Origin of the sequence: Roseomonas sp. TAS13, assembly GCF_001950415.1 — a bacterium.
GTDB classification, from domain to species: Bacteria; Pseudomonadota; Alphaproteobacteria; order Acetobacterales; family Acetobacteraceae; genus Roseomonas; species Roseomonas mucosa.
Genome location: NZ_BDLP01000010.1, coordinates 1 through 17,430 on the forward strand (window position 1 = coordinate 1; position 17,430 = coordinate 17,430).

Below are 17,430 nucleotides of genomic sequence, written 5' to 3' on the forward strand. Positions count from 1 at the left end.
GCCACGATCGCCCCGCTGGGATCGCGCAGCCCGCTCACCGTGATCCAGTCGCCCGGCGCCCAGGCAGTACCGCCCCGCGTGGAATCGTCCAGGCGCACGCGCTGGCCCGCGACGGTCAGGGCACGGCCTCCATCGCCTTCCGACACGCTGCCGACCGGCCCCGAGACCTCGTGGCGGACGGCCATGCGCCGCGCCCGCAGCACCTGGCCCTCGCCAGCCGCCTCCAGCACCACGACCTGGCCGACGCGCAGCGAATCCGGCCGCATCCAGCCATCCTCCAGCGCCATGGGCAGGGCGTCGTCGTAGAGCACCTCCAGCCCGTTCACGCAGACGCTCGCGAAGCCGGTGACGGTGCCGACGATCCCGGTGCCGCCGATGCCACGGTCCTGGCCGCCGGTCTGCGATCCCGTCTGATTGGAATCCGCGACGGCGCCGGTCCCGCCGATGCCGCGGTCCTGCGCGGCCGCGATCGCGCCCGTGCCGCCGATGCCACGGTCCTGGCCGCCGGATGGTGTTCCGGCGATGGCCCCCGTGCCGCCGATGCCGCGTTCGGCCAGGACCGGCCCGTCATCGGGGCCGATCCGGCAGAAGCCAGGGCGCGGTTCCCCATCGCGGGCGGCGGACCCGCCGGCATCCTGCCCGGCAGGCGGCGCATTCGCACAGGCCGCCAGCAGGAACAGAAGAGCGACAGCCCAACGCATGCGTGTCACCCTTCCGCGCGGTTCCCGTCATCCTCGGCATAGAGATATACGCCGAGATTGAAGCGGCGTGTCAGGGTCCCGGCAGCGGCCTCGCCCTTTTCCTCCAGCATGGCCAGAGCCAGGCGGTTGATCTCGACCAGGAGCCGCTGTGCCGATTCGCGCCCGGCCGCCTCCAGCACCGCCGCGACCTCCGGGCTCAGCCCGTCATAGTGCACGCTGCGATCGAGGAAGGGGGCCGGCCCGGCAGCCATGACATTCGCCGTGGCCGCCGCGAGGTGGTCGTGGATATTGCGGGCGAAGAAGAAGAGCTGTTCCTCCTTGCCCGGCGCCGGCAGGAAGGCCGCCGCCAGCAGGTGCACGCGGTCCTCCTCGTCCAGCCGCACGATTCCCTGGGCGATCCAGTCATCCAGCACCGCCCTCGGCCGGACATCGGTGGTGACCGAGGCGACCAGCGCCTCGAAGGACGGCACGCCCTCCGGCGCGCTGCGCGGCAGGGGCAGCGGCTGTCCATCCGGGCCGGTATAGGTGGGCTGCCCCAGCCAGCGCGCGATGATCCCGGTGGCCAGCGTCACCACGACCGGCACCTCCGCCACGTCGCCGCCTTCCTCGCGCAGCCGGCGGATCTCCTTCCGGTGCACGCCGGTCATCAGGCTGATCCGGCTGTCCGTGCGGCTCTTCGGGTCCGTGAGCAGTTCCTGGCTCGCGACCTCCACATAGAGGCCGCGCAGCAGGTCGGCGAGCACCGGGAAGGTCACGCCGCTGCGGATCAGCAGCCGCACGAGGGGGCGCAGGAGGCGGCGCAGGGGCTTGGTCAGGCTGTCCGGCAGAGGCAGGTCGGCGCGGTCGGGAACAACTGGCATCCGGAGGGATGGGTCCTTGGGCTCCCCTCTTATTAGCACGCTTCTCATGTGGGAAAAATGCCCACAAATGCCCGTTTCGCTGTTGACGTGGGTTTTTTTCCCACAAATACTCCGCCCATCACACCACTCCCTGGAGCGGTTCCTTGTCCCTCGACGTTTCCGACCCTTCCCTGATCCCGTCCCTGACCCGGATGATGCACCGGCCCCGGCACGCCGCCGGCGACGACGCGCTCCGGCAGCTCCGTCACCACTCGAAGAACGCGTTGCAGCGGATTTTGGCCCAGCTCTGGCATTCGGAGGATCTGCAGGCGACCCCGGAAGGGCGGCGGCTGGTGCGGGACCTGGAGAACCGGATCAGCCTTTCCGCAGGGATCTCGGACGATCTCTTCGGCTTCACCCGGGAGCCCCGGCCGCTGGATGAGCGTCTCCGCTCCCTCTGCGAGAAGGTGGTCGGCCTGATGGCCGATCCGGACCAGCGCATCGCCCTGACGCTGCAAATCGACGGTGCCTGCCCGGATCACCTGGAGAACGTCGTCCTGCGTATCGCGCACGAGATGGTGGGAAACGCGGTGAAGCATGGCCTGCATGTCCGCCTGTCCGGCCGGATCACCGTCGAGTTCGGCTGGCGCGGACAGGGCTGGCAACTCCGCGTCACCGATGATGGGTGGGGCCCTTCTCCCGGTGCCGTGGATGGCGATGGCATGCAGCTCATGCGGAGCCTGTCCGAACCCTATGGCGGCCGGATCGTGATGAGCCGCCAGGACAACACGACCAGCGTCACGCTCGACCTGCCAGCCGCCGATTTCGGAAGCCACTGACGCGCATGTCCCGGAGCGGGCCACGAAGATTTAATAACGGATGTGGAATCAAATCCCTGTCTGCCGGGGCATGATCGTCCTTCGCGAGCATGCCGACCGGCATGTGGAACCTCAGCCGTTGGCCCCAAAATGCCTGATACGGGAATACTGACCGGACTGTTCAGCGGAACAGCCAGACAAAGGAAGTCGAATTCCGGAGAGCCCGCCTTCCAGCGAGGCTACCCGGCCCGCCCTCCCTTTCCGGGCGAAGGCAGGGCCGGCGCCGGCGCCCTGCCCTCCCTCGCCTCGGGGGAACCGCTGCCCCTGGCGCCCCGCCGCTGGCGGGCGCGGGACATCCTGGCCGTTCTCCTGATCGCCCTGGTCAGCCTCGCCATCGCCGACAGCTTCGGCCAGATGGACCTGTTGCGGTAGGACGCCGCGACGGCCGGGGCTGGTTCAGGCCTCGCGGAGATGCCCGTCGCGCAGTTCCACCACGCGGTCCATCCGCGCCGCCAGTTCCGGGTTGTGCGTGGCGATCAGCGCCGCCAGCCCCCGTTCCCGCGCGCTTTCCAGCAGCTCCGCGAAGACCCGGTCCGAGGTGCCGACATCGAGGTTTCCCGTGGGCTCGTCCGCCAGCAGGATGCGCGGGCCGTTCGCCAGGGCGCGGGCGATGGCCACGCGCTGCTGCTCGCCACCCGAGAGGCGACCGGGCCGGTGATGCTCCCGTCCCGTCAAGCCGAATCCGGCCAGAAGCTGCCGCGCCCGCTCCGCCGCGCGGGCGCGCGACACGCCGGCGGCCATCTGTGGCAGGCAGACATTCTCCTCAGCGGTGAATTCGGGGAGGAGGTGGTGGAACTGATAGACGAAGCCGATCGCCTCCCGCCGCAGGGTGGTGCGGGCGCTGTCGTCGAGCCCCCCGGCGGCACGGCCGTTGATGAAGACCTCCCCGCCATCCGGCCGTTCCAGCAGACCCGCCAAGTGCAGCAGGGTGGACTTGCCGGTGCCCGAAGGAGCGACCAGCGCCACGATCTCCCCCGCCCGGAGGGTCAGGTCGGCCCCGCGCAGCACGGGGAGTTCCCCCGCCTCGGTGCGGTAGCGCCGCTCCAGCCCCACGAGGCGCAGCGGCAGGCTGTCCGTGTCACTCATTGCGCAGCGCCACCACGGGATCGGTCTTCGCCGCCCGCCAGGACGGATAGAGCGTCGCCAGCAGCGACAGGCCGAGGCCCATCAGCACCACCTGCGCCACCTCGTGCGGGTTCACCACCGCCGGCAGGCGGGTGAGGAAATAGACCTCCGGGCTGAACAGCTCCGTCCCCGTCAGCGCCTGCAACGCCTCGCGGATGCGCTCGATATTGGCGCAGAAGACGATGCCGATCAGGAAGCCGATCAGCGTCCCCGCCACGCCCACGCTGGCGCCGCAGAGCAGGAAGATCCGCATGATCGCGCCGCGCGTGGCCCCCACGGTCCGCAGCACCGCGATGTCCTTGGTCTTGTCCTTCACCAGCATGATCAGCGAGGAGACGATATTGAAGGCCGCCACGACGATGATCAGGGTGAGGATCAGGAACATCACGTTCCGCTCCACCTGCACCGCGTTGAAGAAGGAGGAGTTGGCGCTCTGCCAGTCGAGGATGCGCACGCGGGTCGGCATCAGCGCGGCGTAGATCTCCCGCGCGATGGTGCCGACACGATCGGGGTTGTCCACGAAGACCTCGATCTGCGAGGCCGCGCCCTGCGTCTGGAAATAGATCTGCGCCGCCTGGAAGGGCATGAAGACGTAGGAACTGTCGTACTCGTTCATCCCCGCCTCGAACATCGCCACGACCTCGTAGGATCGCAGGCGCGGCACGGTGCCGATGACGGTGGTGCGCCCCTGTGGCGAAACCAGGGTGATGCGGTCGCCCAGGCGAAGGCCCAGCTTCTGCGCCAGACGCGTGCCGACGACGATGGTGTCGTCGCCGCCGAAGCGCTCCAGGCTGCCGAGGCGGATATTGCCGGCGATCAGCGGACGGGCGCGCAGGTCCTCCGGCCGGATGCCGCGGGCGATGCCGCCCGAGGCGCCGCCGGCATCGGAGGTGAAGAGCACCTGCCCTTCCACGATGGGCGTGGCCGTGACCACGCCGGGCACGGCGCGGACCTTCGCGGCGATGTCGTCGAAATCCGGCAGCTTCCCGCCCGCGGCGGAATAGACGCCCATATGGCCGTTCAGCCCGAGGATGCGGCCCAGCAGCTCCTGCCGGAAGCCGTTCATCACGCTCATCACGATGATCAGCGTCGCCACGCCGAGGGCGATGCCCACCAGCGAGAAGACCGCGATCACCGAGACGAAGCGCTCGCCCTTCCGCGCCTTGAGGTAGCGGAAGGCGACCATACGCTCGAAGGCGTTGAACATCAGGGGCGGAGCTTGGCCAGTGCGTCCTCGACCGACAGCTCCTCGCGCTCCCCGGTCATGCGCCGCTTGAGCTCGACCTTGCCGGCCGCTGCGCCGCGCGGGCCGACCACGACCTGCCAGGGGAAGCCCATCAGGTCGGCATCGGCGAACTTCACGCCGGCACGCTCGGGGCGGTCGTCATAGACTGCGTCTTCCGGAAAGGCGGCATAGATCCGCTCGCAGACCGCGTCGCAGACCGCGTCGCCGCTCTTCAGGTTCAGGATGGCGAGCTTGTAGGGCGCGATGGCATCCGGCCACTTGATGCCGTTCTCGTCGTGGTTGGCCTCGATCGCCGCGGCCACGAGGCGCGACACGCCGATGCCGTAGGAGCCCATCTCCGGATGCACCGGGTTGCCTTCCGGCCCCGTCACCTGGAAGCCCATCGCCGCCGAGTACTTGGTGCCGAAATAGAAGATATGGCCGACCTCGATGCCACGCGCCGAGACCTGCTCCTCCGCCGCCACGGCGTTCCAGGCGGCCTCGTCGTGCATCTCGTCGGTGGCGGCGTAGCGGCTGGTCCAGAAATCGACATGCGGCGTCAGGTCGCCATCATAGTCCGGCGCCTCGGCCAGCGGGTCGTAGGCCAGCAGGTCGCGGTGCAGGAAGACCTGGCTCTCGCCCGTCTCCGCCAGGATGATGAACTCGTGGCTCAGATTGCCGCCGATCGGGCCGGTGTCCGCCCGCATCGGGATCGCCTTCAGCCCCATCCGCGCGAAGGTCCGCAGATAGGAGACGAACATCCGGTGGTAGGACTTCCGCGCTGCCTCTGGCGAGATGTCGAAGGAATAGCCATCCTTCATCAGGAATTCGCGGCCGCGCATCACGCCGAAGCGGGGGCGCACCTCGTCCCGGAACTTCCACTGGATCTGGTACAGGTTGCGCGGCAGGTCGCGGTAGGACCTGGCGAAGCCCTTGAAGATGTCGGTGATGACCTCCTCGTTGGTCGGGCCGTAGAGCATCTCACGATCGTGCCGGTCGCGGATGCGCAGCATCTCCTTGCCGTAGTCCTCGTAGCGTCCGCTCTCCTTCCAGAGCTCGGCGGCCTGGATGGTGGGCATCAGGATCTCCTGCGATCCGGCGCGGTCCTGCTCCTCGCGCACGATCTGCCCGATGTTGCGCAGCACGCGCAGGCCCAACGGCAGCCAGGCATAGATGCCGGCGGTCGTCTGGCGGATCAGCCCAGCGCGCAGCATCAGGCGGTGCGAGGCGATCTGCGCCTCGGCGGGCGTTTCCTTCAGCGTGGGCAGGAAGGCGCGGGACAGGCGCAAGGCAGTCGTCTCCGGGAAAGCGGGGCCCAGGGGGAAGGCCCCCCGGGAAGCGGTTCAGGGAGCGCAACCTAGAGCGGATCGCGCTGCGGCGAAACGGCCCGGAAAGCGACAAAAAGAAAGGGCCGCGCCAGGAGGCACGGCCCGAAGTTTAGGGAGGAAACGCCAGTCACACGGCAGGAAGAGGACCAACCCTCTTCCTGTTCCTGAATCTGACCGTTCCAACCCCTCTTCGCAATCGCAAAACCCAGGTTGTAGAGCAAAATTTGGGCTATTTTTACCGGAGAAGCCCGTTCCCATAGCTGACGAGTTCAAACATTAAGCGAAAAGCCTGAAATCAGTGCATCGCCAGCCAGCCATGGCGGAAGGAGAGGTAATCGCTGCGGATGACCATCTCCAATCCGAGCCAGACCACGGCCGAAATGGCGGTGGTCAGCAGGACCTTCCGCCCCAGGCGGGGCGCCAGCGGCGCACCCCGCCAGCCACCAGGTGTCGATTCAGCATCCGTGTCCGGCCGCACCCCAAGAGGGAGGGTAACGAAAAGGACGGTCCACCAGACCAGAAAGAACACCACGATCCCGGTGACGACGCCCATGGCTCAAACCCGGAGCAGATGCACGTCCACCATCGGCCGCTTGCGCAACCGGCGGCCGAGCGCTCGGCGCAGGATGGCACGGGCGGCCTCGCGCAGCGGGTCGTCGTCCCGGCGCAGGTTGAGCGGCAGTTCCTCCACCGCCCGGGCCAGTTCCGTGGCGATCTGCCCGGGCTCTGCGTCCAGTTGCTCGAACAGGCCAGGGGCGGACACCTGGGGCTCCCCGCGCACCCGCCCTTCCCGGTCCACCGCCAGGGAGGCGACGATCACCCCGTTGAACAGCATCCGCCGGCGCGCCGAGAGCACCCCGCCTTCCAGCGGCAGGAGCCGGTCGCCATCGATGGCCAGGCGCCCCGTGGGGACGGAATCCACCACATCCGGCTTGTTGCCCGACAGTTCCAGCACGTCGCCATCCTCGATCAGGATCGGCGTCGCGCCGATCGCACGCGCCAGTTCGGCATGCTGCTCCAGGTGGCGCCACTCGCCATGCACCGGCACGGAGAAGCGCGGCCGCACCAGCTCATAGAGGCGCTTCAGCTCACCCTTCGCCGGATGGCCGGACACATGCACCTGCCGCTCGTCGGCGGTCACCACGCGGCAGCCGGCGCGGCGGAGCTGGTCCTGCACCCGGGCGATGGCACGCTCGTTGCCGGGGATCTGGCGGGAGGAATAGATCACCGTATCCCCCTCCCCCAGCGAGATGTTGGGATGGGTGTCGGCGGCGATCTTGGACAGTGCCGAGCGCGGCTCGCCCTGGCTGCCGGTGCAGACGATCAGCAGCTCCTCGTCCGGCAGGTAGCTTGCCTCGTCCTCGCTCAGGAAAGGCGGCGTCTCCTTCAGGTAGCCGCATTCCCGCGCCGCCGCATCGGCGTTGCGCAGCGAGCGCCCGAACAGCGCCACCTGCCTGCCATTGGCCCGCGCGGCATGGGCGATGCTCTCCACCCGCGCCACGTTGGTGGCGAAGCAGGTCACCGCCACCCGGCCACGCAACTCACCGATCAGCGACGTCAACTCGCGGCGGACATCCGCCTCGCTGCCCGAATAGCCCTCGACCAGCGCGTTGGTGCTGTCGCAGACCATGGCCAGCACGCCCTCGCGCCCCAGCGCCTCGAAACCTTCCTCGTCAGTCGGCAGGCCCAGGAGCGGGTTCGGGTCGAGCTTCCAGTCACCCGTGTGCAGCACCGTGCCATAGGAGGTCCGGATCGAGAGCGCCTGCGCCTCCGGCACCGAATGCGCCACCCGGAGGAAGCGCATGGCGAAGGGGCCCAACTCCAGGCTGCCGCCGAGCGGGATGGTGTGCAGTTCAGCCTGGTGCAGCAGCCCGGCCTCGCCCAGCTTCCGCCGCAGGACGGCGGAGGCGAAGGGGCTGGCATAGATCGGGCAGCGGAGCTGCGGCCAGAGCGGTGCCACGGCGCCGAGATGGTCCTCATGCGCGTGGGTGATCACCAGCCCGACCAGCTTGCCACGCCGCTCCGCCAGCCAGCCGGCATCGGGGACCATGACCTCGGCTTCCGGCGTGTCGGTGCCGCCGAAACCGATGCCGCAATCCACTGCGAGCAGAGCACCGTCGCAGCGATACACGTTCAGGTTGAGGCCAATTTCCCCGGTCCCTCCGAGCGGGATCAGGGCGAGGCCGGAGGTGGGTTCTGTCATTCTGTTCTCGTTCTGATAAACATCTAATCCGGGTCCGGTTTCAGCACGTCGGGCAAACTGGTGCGGTGGAAGATGGGCGTGGGGTTACGATCCGCCAACAGCCGCAGCCCCTCCAGGGTGATATCGGGGTCGGTCTTCTCGATCACGGCGGTACCCTCGGCGAAGAGCGGCGCCAGCCCGCCGGTGGCCACCACCTTCATCGGCGCGCCGAACTCCGCGCGGATGCGCTCCACGATCCCCTCGATCAGCCCCACATAGCCCCAGAAGATCCCGGACTGCATGGCCGGCACCGTGTCCCGCCCGATCACCGATTGCGGCCGGCCGATGCCGATCCGCGGCAGGCGGGCGGCGGCCCGGTGGAGCGCCTCGATCGACAGGCTGATGCCGGGAGCGATCACGCCACCGAGATAGCTGCCCTTCCCGTCCACGACATCGAAGGTGGTGGCAGTGCCGAAATCCACCACCACCAGGGGTCCGTGATAATGGTGGTGCGCCGCCAGGGCGTTCAGCAGCCGGTCGGCGCCGACCTCCTTCGGGCGGTCCACCAGGATCTGGAAACCCCACTCCACCGCGGCCCGGGCCACCAGCGGCTCGCAGGAGAACCATTCGCGGGACAGGCGGCGCAGGTTGTACAGGGCGGCCGGCACCACGGTGCCGATGGCGCAGCGGTCGATCGCCGAGGGGTTCAGCCCCGCATGACGGAACAAGGCCAGGAGCCAGACGGCGTATTCGTCGCTGGTCCGGTCATCCCGCGTGGCGATGCGCCAGCGGCCGCGCCATTCCCGGCCGTCATGGACCGCGAAGACGACGTTGGTGTTGCCTGCATCAATGGCCAGCAACATGGATCTTGGCCTCCCTCAGCCCGCGAGTTCACCCGCGACAACGGTGTGAACGCGTTCTTCCGTCGCTATCAGGAGCGCCCCATCCTCGGCCAGCCCCCCGAACCGCCCCGTGATCGATCCGCGTGATCCCCGCACCGTCAGGATGGCATCGGGTGCCGGCCCGTACGCCATCCAGGCGGTCCGGACGGGACCGAAGCCTTCCGCCGCCCGGCGCTGCCGCCAATGGTCGAGACGCTCCAGCAGGCTGCGCGCGAAGGCCTCCGGTCCAGGCGATGCCCCACAGACATCGGCAAGACATGTCACGAATCTATCAGGAATCTGCGGTGCATGGGTGAGGTTGACTCCGATCCCCAGCACGATCCACGGCGCCCCTTCTTCGTCCAGGCCGGAGTTCAAGAGGATGCCGGCGCATTTGGCGCCGTTCAGCAACAGGTCGTTAGGCCATTTCAGGGAAAGCGGCACGCCGGCTGGCAGGACACCCGCCACGGCATCGGCCAGGGCCACCGCCGCCAGCAGCGAATACTGCGGCAGCTCCCGCGGTGCCTCGCGCGGACGCAACAGGAGCGAGAGATGCAGGTTGCCGGAAAGGGACTGCCAGGCACGGCCATGCTGGCCCCGACCGGCCGTCTGGCGCAGCGCCAAGGCGACCGTCCCCTCGGGTTCCCCAGCGGCGGCGAGGGCCAGGAGATGGTCCTGCGTGCTGGAAAGGCTTTCATGCACCTGAAGCCGCCAGCCGAAGCCGGCGGCTCCGGGTGTCACCGGTACGCTCACCCGGCCAGGGCAGCCACGGCGGCCTGCGCCGCCGCGAGCAGCGGCGCGGCGAAGAAGACCAGCACCACGTTCAGGATGCCGGCGCCGGCCAGCAGCACCGAGACGCCCGTCGCACGCGGTTCCAGCGCCCCGGCCGCCTCGTCGAAATACATCACCTTGACGATGCGGAGGTAGTAGTAGGCCGAGACCACCGAGGTCAGCACGCCGATCACCGCCAGCGTCCAGTAACCCGCCTGCACCGCAGCCAGGAAGACGTAGAGCTTCGAGAAGAAGCCGGCCAGCGGCGGGATGCCGGCCATGGAGAACATGAAGATCGCCATGGCGAGCGCCATCGCCGGGTCCGTCTTGCCCAGGCCGGCGAGGTCGCCGATCCCTTCCACCGAGCGGCCGTTGCGGCGCATGGAGACCAGCACGGCGAAGACGCCGATGTTCATCACCAGGTAGATGGCTAGGTAGAAGAGCAGGCCGCGCACGCCCGTGCCCGTACCCACCGCCAGGCCCATCAGCGCGTAGCCGACATGGCCGATGGAGGAATAGGCCATCAGCCGCTTGATGTTGCGCTGCCCGATCGCGGCGAGCGAGCCCAGCAGCATGGACAGGATGGAGACCACCACCATCACCTGCCCCCACTGCGCCACCAGCTCGCCGAAGGGACCGACCACCACGCGGGTGAGCAGCGCCAGCGCCGCCACCTTCGGTGCCGAGGCGAAGAAGGCCGTCACCGGCGTCGGCGCGCCCTCGTAGACATCCGGCGTCCACATGTGGAAGGGCACGGCCGAGACCTTGAAGGCCAGGGCGGCAATCACGAAGATCAGGCCGATCACCACGCCGGCCGAGACACCGCCAGGGCTGCCCATCGCGGTGGCGATGCGGGTGAAGTTCGTGGTGCCGGTGAAGCCGTAGATCAGGCTCGCGCCGTAAAGCAGCAGGCCGGAGGCGAGCGCGCCCAGCACGAAGTACTTCAGCCCCGCCTCCGCCGAGCGGACGTTGTCGCGGTCGAAGGAGGCCACGACGTAGAGCGAGAGCGAGAAGAGCTCCAGCCCCAGGTAGAGCATCATCAGGTCGTTGGCCGCGAGCATGACCAGCATGCCCAGGGTCGCGGTCAGGATCAGGATCGGGAACTCGAAGCGGGCAATGCCCTCCCTCTCGTTCCAGTTCAGCGCCAGGATCATGGTCGCCAGGCTGCCCAGCAGCACCAGCAGCTTGGTGAAGCGCGCAAAGGCGTCGGAGACGTACTGGCCGAAGAAGCCCGTCCCGTCCGCCTGCGCGATCACCAGCGCCGCCGTCACCAGCAGGACACCGACGCCGCCCATGGTCACGCCGAAGCTGGTGTCGCGCTTCGGCAGCACGCCGCAGACCAGCAGCACCAGAACCGAGACCGCCAGCACGATCTCCGGCAGCGAGAGGGTCCAGTTGATCGGGTTCATGCTGTCACATCCCGGCCAGGCGCGGCAGAGCCAGAGCGGCCTCGTGCCGCTCGATCAGCGCCGCCACGCTGGCCTCGAAGAACTGAAGGAAGGAGGACGGGTACACGCCGAGCCAGATCGTCAGCAGGATCAGCGGCGCGAAGGTCACGTACTCGCGCGGGCTCAGGTCCAGCAGCGCGCGCAGGTCCTCGCGCGTGACGCGGCTGAAGATCACCCTGCGGTACAGGTAGAGCATGTAGCCCGCGCCCAGGATCATGCCGAGGGCGCCGCCGAAGGCGGCCCAGGGATTCGCCTTCCAGGCGCCGACCAGCACCAGGAACTCGCCCGGGAAGCCGGCCAGGCCGGGCAGCGCCACCGAGCCCATGGTGAAGAACATGAAGACCAGCGCATAGGCCGGCATGATCTTCGCCACGCCGCCATAGCGGGCGATCTCGCGCGAATGCACCCGATCGTAGAGCACGCCGACACAGAGGAAGAGCGCCCCCGAAACCACGCCGTGCGAGATCATCTGCAGCAGCGCGCCGGAAATGCCCTGCTGGTTGAAGGTGAAGAGCCCCAGCGTGACGATGCCCATATGCGCGACGGAGGAGTAGGCGATCAGCTTCTTCATGTCCTCCTGCGCCATGGCGACGAGGCTGGTGTAGACCACCGCCACCACCGACAGCACGAAGATCACCGGCGCGAAGAGCGCCGCGGCCTCGGGGAAGAGTGGGATGGAGAAGCGAATGAAGCCGTAGGCCCCCATCTTCAGCAGCACGCCCGCCAGGATCACCGAGCCCGCCGTCGGCGCCTCCACATGCGCGTCCGGCAGCCAGGTATGGACCGGCCACATCGGCACCTTCACCGCGAAGGCGGCGAAGAAGGCCAGGAACATCCAGATCTGCGTCGAGCGCGGCAGGTTCAGCTGCATGACCGCGCCGATGTCGCTGCTGCCGGCATTGTACCAGAGCGCGAGGATGGCCAGCAGCATCAGCACCGAGCCGAGCAGCGTGTAGAGGAAGAGCTTGAAGGCCGCATAGACGCGCCGCGGCCCGCCCCAGACCCCGATGATCAGGAACATCGGGATCAGCACGCCCTCGAAGAAGACATAGAAGAGGACGATGTCCAGCGCGCTGAACATGCCCACCATCATGGTCTCCAGCAGCAGGAAGGCGACCATGTACTCGCGCACCCGGTTCTGCACCGACTCCCAGGAAGCCAGGATGCAGAGCGGCGTCAGCACGGTGGACAGCAGCACGAAGAGGACGGAGATGCCGTCCACCCCCATGTGGTAGCCAAGGCCGACTTCCGGCAGCCAGCGGACCTGCTCCTCGAACTGGTAGGCGGCCGAGGAGGTGTCGAAGCGGAACCAGAGCAGCAGCGACAGGGCCAGCACGATCAGGCTGGTCCAGAGCGCCGTCCAACGGGCATTGGACGCGACGACCGCGTCGTCGCCTCGCACGGACATGATGACCGCCGCCCCTGCCAGCGGCAGGAAGGTCAGCAGGGAAAGAAGGGGGAACCCGGCCGCGTTCACCGCATGACTCCCAGCAGGAAGATGGACACGAAGAGCGCGAGCCCGATGATCATCGCGAAGGCATAGTTGGCGAGCTTGCCGGTCTGGAGCTTCACCGCGCCGCGGGACGCCTCGACCGTCAGGCTGGCCGCCCCGTTGGGCATGCCGTCGATGATCTGCGCGTCGCCCACCTTCCACAGGGTGCGGGCCAGGCGCTGGCAGGGGCGTACGAAGAGGAAGTCGTACAGCTCGTCGAAGTACCACTTGTTCAGCAGGAACAGGTAGATCGGGTGGAAGGCGCTGGCCAGCTTGCCCGGCAGCGACGGCACGAACATGTACATGATGTAGGCCAGCGCGATGCCGGACAGGCCCATCACGGTCGGCGCCAGCGGCACCCATTCGGGCACCTCGTGCATCGCATGCATGATGTGGTTGGTCTCGGCGTTCACGATGGAGCCGTTCCAGAACTCCTCCCAGTGATGCCCGACCATCAGGTCGAAGAAGGCATAGCCGGTGAAGACCGCGCCGATCGCCAGCAGCACCAGCGGGATCAGCATCACCGGCGGGCTCTCATGCACGTGCTCCATTACATGATGGTCCGCCCGCGGCTTGCCGTGGAAGGTCAGGATCGTCAGGCGCCAGGAGTAGAAGGCCGTCAGGAAGGCCGCGATCATGGTCATGACGAAGCCGTACATGCCGACCGCGCTGCCCGAGGCGAAGGCCGCCTCCATGATCGCATCCTTGGAGTAGTAGCCGGCGAAGAAGGGGATGCCGGCCAGCGCCAGGTTGCCGATCCAGAACACCACGTAGGTGACCGGGATCTTGGTCCAGATCCCGCCCATGCGGCGGATGTCCTGCTCGTCGGACATGGCATGGATCACCGAGCCCGCACTCAGGAAGAGCAGCGCCTTGAAGAAGGCATGGGTGAAGAGATGGAACACCGCCGCCTGATAGGCGCCCACGCCCACCGCCACGAACATGTAGCCGAGCTGCGAGCAGGTGGAGAAGGCGATCACCCGCTTGATGTCGTTCTGCACGCAGCCCACCGTCGCCGCGAAGAAGGCGGTGGTGGCGCCGATGAAGGTCACCAGCGTCAGCGCGTGCGGCGCCATCTCCATCAGCGGCGACATGCGGGCCATCAGGAAGACGCCGGCCGTCACCATGGTCGCCGCGTGGATCAGCGCGGAAACGGGGGTCGGGCCCTCCATGGCGTCCGGCAGCCAGGTGTGCAGCACGAGCTGCGCCGACTTGCCGCAGGCGCCGGCGAAGAGCAGCACGCCGATCACCTCGATGGAGGAGAAGCCGAAGATGGTCTGGCCCTGCGCCTCCGGCAGCGCGGCGAAGATCTCGTTGAAGCCGAGCTCGCCAAAGGTCCAGAAGGTGAGTGCCATGCCCATCATGAAGAACAGGTCACCCACGCGGTTGACGATGAAGGCCTTCATTGCCGCGCGGTTCGCGCTCTCGCGCTCGTAGTAGTAGCCGATCAGCAGGTAGCTCGCGAGGCCCACGCCCTCCCAGCCGAAGAAGAGCTGGACGAGGTTGTCCGCCGTCACCAGCATCAGCATGGCGAAGGTGAAGAGCGAGAGATAGGCGAAGTACCGCGACGGCGTCTCGTCATGGGACATGTAGCCCACGCTGTAGAGATGGATCAGCGTGGAGATCAGCGTGATCATCCCGACCATCATGGCCGAGAGCGTGTCGTAGCGGAGCGCCCAGTCCACGCTGAGCGAGCCGGCCTCGATGAAGTTGGTGACCACCACCGTGGCGGGCTGGCTATGCAGCCCGACCTGCCAGAAGGCGGAGAGCCCGCAGACCGCGGCCAGCGCCATGCAGATCACGGTGGACCACTGGGCGGCCTTGTCGCCGATCCAGCGGCCCAGGAAGCCCGAGATGGCGGAGCCCAGCAGGGGGAAGAAGACAGCGCCGACGAACATGCCGCTCAACCCTTCAGGGTGGACACGTCTTCCACCTCGATGCTGCCACGGTTGCGGAAATAGATGACGAGGATCGCGAGGCCGATCGCGGCCTCGGCCGCCGCCACCGTCAGGATGAACAGGGCGAAGACCTGCCCGGTCAGGTCGCCTAGCGCCGAGGAGAAGGCCACCATGTTGGTGTTGACCGAAAGCAGGATCAGCTCGATCGACATCAGCAGCACGATGACATTCTTCCGGTTCATGAAGATCCCGAAGATGCCGAGCAGGAAAAGGATCGCCCCTACCGCCAGGTAGTGGCCAAGCCCGATGGTGAGCATCAGTGGTGGCCCCCCCCGTGGCCATGATCTGCGTGGTGGATCGCCTTGGGCTTGTCCTTCGGCTCCGGCGGCAGCGGCCGCAGGATGCCGATCTCGCCCAGCCCGGCGCCGCTCGGCACCTTCTGCATCTCCACCTTGCCCGCGCGTGCGATCTGCTGGGCGATGTTCTGCCGCCGCGACGGCCCCGTCTTCTCGCGGTGTGTCAGCACGATGGCCCCGATCATCGCCACCAGCAGGACCATGCCCGCCGCCTGGAACAGGAAGATGTAGTCCGTGTAGATCAGGTGCCCGAGCGCGTGGGTGTTGGTCATGTCGGCCGGCGCCGCGTTCATGCGCAGCGTCACCGCCTCCGAGCTGAATTGCCAGCCGGCCAGGACCAGAAGCAGCTCCAGGAAGAGGATGCCGCCCACGATCGCCCCGATCGGGGCGTAGCGCTGGAAGCCCTCCCGCAGCCGGGTGAAGTCCACATCCAGCATCATCACGACGAAGAGGAACAGCACCGCGACCGCGCCGACATAGACGATGACCAGGATCATCGCGAGGAACTCCGCCCCCGCGAGGAGGAAGAGCCCGGCCGCGTTGAAGAAGCCGAGGATGAGGTAGAGCACGCTGTAGACGGGATTGCGGCTGGTCACCACCATCACGGCGGAGGCGATCAGCACCGCCGCGAAGGCGTAGAAGGCGAGAGCTGCGATCATCGGGCCAGGCAGTCCATGGGGCGTTCCATCTTCGTGAACCGGGGGCGCTTTGCGGCGCCCCCGGATGCGTTCTCAGCGGTAGGGAGCGTCGAGCTCGAGCCTCGCGGCGAGCAGCGGTTCCCACCGGTCTCCGTTCGCGAGCAGCTTGTTCTTGTCATAGAGAAGCTCCTCCCGCGTTTCCGTGGCGAATTCGAGGTTCGGCCCCTCGACGATCGCATCCACCGGGCAGGCCTCCTCGCAGAGACCGCAATAGATGCACTTCACCATGTCGATGTCGTAGCGCGTGGTGCGGCGGGACCCGTCCTCGCGCGGCTCGGCCTCGATGGTGATGGCCAGCGCCGGGCAGATCGCCTCGCAGAGCTTGCAGGCGATGCAGCGCTCCTCCCCGTTCGGATAGCGGCGCAGCGCGTGCTCGCCCTTGAAGCGGGGCGAAAGCGGCTGCCGCTCGAACGGGTAGTTCAGCGTGACCTTGGGCTTGAAGAAGGCCTTCAGCGTCAGCCACATGCCCTGCGCGATATCCACGAGCAGGTAGCCGCGCGCCAGGCTGTCGAGCGTCGCCATGATGCTATGCCTTTCCGGCCAGGGCGAGATGAAGGGTGAAAGAGAGGAGGCGCATGTCGTCCAGAGCCCGCGTCATGCCGGCAGCCACCCGAAGGCCTTCAGCGCCACCGCGGTCAGCACCAGCCAGCCCAGGGTGAAGGGCAGGAAGACCTTCCAGCCCAGCCGCATCAGCTGGTCGTAGCGGTAGCGCGGGAAGGTCGCGCGGACCCAAAGGAAGACGAAGAGGCAGATCAGGATCTTCAGGATGAACCAGAGCGGCCCCGGCACCCAGTTCAGCGGCGCCACGTCCATCGGCGGGTACCAGCCACCCAGGAAGAGGATGGTGGTCAGCGCGGACATGAGGATCATGTTCGCGTACTCGCCGAGGAAGAAGAGCCCGAAGGTCATCGAGCTGTATTCGACGAAGAAGCCCGCCACCAGCTCGCTCTCGCCTTCCGGCAGGTCGAAGGGGGCGCGGTTCGTCTCCGCCAGGATCGAGATGAAGAAGATGATGAACATCGGGAAGAGCGGTATGGCGAACCACACATGCTCCTGCGCCCGCACGATGTCCGTCAGGTTCAGCGACCCCACGCACATCAGCACGGTCACGATGATGAGGCCCATCGAGACCTCGTAGGACACCATCTGCGCCGCCGAGCGCAGCGCGCCCAGGAAGGCGTATTTCGAGTTCGACGCCCAGCCGGCGATGATGATGCCATAGACGCCGAGCGAGGAGATGGCGAAGAGGTAGAGCACGCCGACATTGATGTTGGCGATCGCCCAGCCGTCGTTCACCGGGATCACCGCCCAGGCCAGCATGGCCAGGACGAAGGTGATCATCGGCGCCATGATGAACAGCACACGCGACGCGCCGGTCGGGATGATGGTCTCCTTGGTCATCATCTTCAGCGCATCGGCGAAGGGCTGCAGCAGGCCGAAGGGGCCGACCACGTTCGGCCCCCGGCGGTACTGCATGGCGGCCAGCACCTTGCGTTCCGCATAGGTGAGGTAGGTGACCGCGATCAGCAGCGGCACCAGCAGCGCCAGGGTCTGCGCCAGCGTCAGCGCGAGGATGCCGACCGGGGAGGAAAGGAAGCTGTCCATCGC

The 17,430-nt window shown here is 67.6% G+C and carries 18 protein-coding genes; 2 read left to right on the forward strand and 16 right to left on the reverse strand.

Annotation, left to right across the window (positions count from 1 at the left end):
- Both ROTAS13_RS01815 and ROTAS13_RS01820 read right to left on the reverse strand, forming a co-directional pair.
- Positions 1 to 701: DUF5666 domain-containing protein (locus ROTAS13_RS01815; protein WP_253187619.1), on the reverse strand; the 701-nt coding region annotated here is incomplete at its 3' end.
- Positions 702 to 706: 5 nt separating this feature from the next.
- The gene (locus ROTAS13_RS01820; RefSeq protein ID WP_075821384.1) at positions 707 to 1,561 is read right to left on the reverse strand and encodes a DUF6502 family protein; all 855 of its coding nucleotides are present in this window, start codon (positions 1,559 to 1,561) and stop codon (positions 707 to 709) included.
- Positions 1,562 to 1,704: 143 nt separating this feature from the next.
- Between ROTAS13_RS01820 and ROTAS13_RS01825 the strand changes: the two genes are divergently transcribed.
- Complete coding sequence (locus ROTAS13_RS01825; protein WP_075821385.1) at positions 1,705 to 2,379, forward strand: ATP-binding protein; 675 nt, start codon at positions 1,705 to 1,707, stop codon at positions 2,377 to 2,379.
- Positions 2,380 to 2,508: 129 nt separating this feature from the next.
- Positions 2,509 to 2,790: a hypothetical protein gene (locus ROTAS13_RS01830; RefSeq protein WP_075821386.1), complete on the forward strand. Its 282-nt coding sequence runs from the start codon at positions 2,509 to 2,511 to the stop codon at positions 2,788 to 2,790.
- A 24-nt stretch (positions 2,791 to 2,814) separates the two neighbouring features.
- On the opposite strand, the gene ROTAS13_RS01835 is transcribed toward ROTAS13_RS01830, so the two are convergent.
- From ROTAS13_RS01835 to nuoH, 14 genes are all read right to left on the reverse strand, one after another.
- Positions 2,815 to 3,504 carry an ABC transporter ATP-binding protein gene (locus ROTAS13_RS01835; protein WP_075821387.1) on the reverse strand — a complete coding sequence of 230 codons (690 nt, stop codon included), beginning with the start codon at positions 3,502 to 3,504 and terminating at the stop codon, positions 2,815 to 2,817.
- Entirely contained in the window at positions 3,497 to 4,750 is a 1,254-nt protein-coding gene (locus tag ROTAS13_RS01840; RefSeq protein WP_075821388.1) for a lipoprotein-releasing ABC transporter permease subunit, read from the reverse strand. Before ROTAS13_RS01840 ends, ROTAS13_RS01835 begins: the two co-directional genes overlap by 8 nt.
- On the reverse strand, positions 4,750 to 6,057 hold the full coding sequence (gene proS / locus ROTAS13_RS01845; protein ID WP_075821389.1) for a proline--tRNA ligase: 1,308 nt from the start codon (positions 6,055 to 6,057) through the stop codon (positions 4,750 to 4,752). The genes ROTAS13_RS01840 and proS overlap by 1 nt, the downstream gene beginning before the upstream one ends.
- Before the next feature lie 334 nt (positions 6,058 to 6,391).
- The gene (locus tag ROTAS13_RS01850; protein ID WP_058389074.1) at positions 6,392 to 6,649 is read right to left on the reverse strand and encodes a DUF1467 family protein; all 258 of its coding nucleotides are present in this window, start codon (positions 6,647 to 6,649) and stop codon (positions 6,392 to 6,394) included.
- Between the two features lie 3 nt (positions 6,650 to 6,652).
- Positions 6,653 to 8,299, reverse strand: coding sequence for a ribonuclease J (locus ROTAS13_RS01855; protein WP_058389073.1), 1,647 nt, complete (start codon positions 8,297 to 8,299; stop codon positions 6,653 to 6,655).
- 23 nt (positions 8,300 to 8,322) lie between these two features.
- The gene (locus ROTAS13_RS01860) at positions 8,323 to 9,141 is read right to left on the reverse strand and encodes a type III pantothenate kinase (RefSeq protein ID WP_019460042.1); all 819 of its coding nucleotides are present in this window, start codon (positions 9,139 to 9,141) and stop codon (positions 8,323 to 8,325) included.
- Between the two features lie 15 nt (positions 9,142 to 9,156).
- Positions 9,157 to 9,912: a biotin--[acetyl-CoA-carboxylase] ligase gene (locus tag ROTAS13_RS01865; RefSeq protein WP_253187620.1), complete on the reverse strand. Its 756-nt coding sequence runs from the start codon at positions 9,910 to 9,912 to the stop codon at positions 9,157 to 9,159.
- A complete protein-coding gene (nuoN, locus tag ROTAS13_RS01870; protein ID WP_075821391.1) occupies positions 9,909 to 11,339 on the reverse strand; it encodes an NADH-quinone oxidoreductase subunit NuoN in 1,431 nt (476 codons plus the stop codon). Before nuoN ends, ROTAS13_RS01865 begins: the two co-directional genes overlap by 4 nt.
- A gap of 4 nt (positions 11,340 to 11,343) precedes the next feature.
- Positions 11,344 to 12,855 carry an NADH-quinone oxidoreductase subunit M gene (locus ROTAS13_RS01875; protein ID WP_075821392.1) on the reverse strand — a complete coding sequence of 504 codons (1,512 nt, stop codon included), beginning with the start codon at positions 12,853 to 12,855 and terminating at the stop codon, positions 11,344 to 11,346.
- Positions 12,852 to 14,768 carry an NADH-quinone oxidoreductase subunit L gene (nuoL, locus tag ROTAS13_RS01880; protein WP_019460038.1) on the reverse strand — a complete coding sequence of 639 codons (1,917 nt, stop codon included), beginning with the start codon at positions 14,766 to 14,768 and terminating at the stop codon, positions 12,852 to 12,854. The genes ROTAS13_RS01875 and nuoL overlap by 4 nt, the downstream gene beginning before the upstream one ends.
- 5 nt (positions 14,769 to 14,773) lie before the next feature.
- Positions 14,774 to 15,085 (reverse strand): NADH-quinone oxidoreductase subunit NuoK, encoded by a 312-nt coding sequence (gene nuoK, locus ROTAS13_RS01885; RefSeq protein ID WP_019460037.1) that lies wholly within the window; start codon positions 15,083 to 15,085, stop codon positions 14,774 to 14,776.
- The gene (locus ROTAS13_RS01890; RefSeq protein WP_019460036.1) at positions 15,085 to 15,783 is read right to left on the reverse strand and encodes an NADH-quinone oxidoreductase subunit J; all 699 of its coding nucleotides are present in this window, start codon (positions 15,781 to 15,783) and stop codon (positions 15,085 to 15,087) included. Before ROTAS13_RS01890 ends, nuoK begins: the two co-directional genes overlap by 1 nt.
- A 72-nt stretch (positions 15,784 to 15,855) precedes the next feature.
- Positions 15,856 to 16,344 (reverse strand): NADH-quinone oxidoreductase subunit NuoI, encoded by a 489-nt coding sequence (gene nuoI, locus ROTAS13_RS01895; protein ID WP_019460035.1) that lies wholly within the window; start codon positions 16,342 to 16,344, stop codon positions 15,856 to 15,858.
- A 72-nt stretch (positions 16,345 to 16,416) separates the two neighbouring features.
- A complete protein-coding gene (gene nuoH, locus ROTAS13_RS01900; protein ID WP_075821393.1) occupies positions 16,417 to 17,427 on the reverse strand; it encodes an NADH-quinone oxidoreductase subunit NuoH in 1,011 nt (336 codons plus the stop codon).
- Positions 17,428 to 17,430 lie beyond the last annotated feature (3 nt).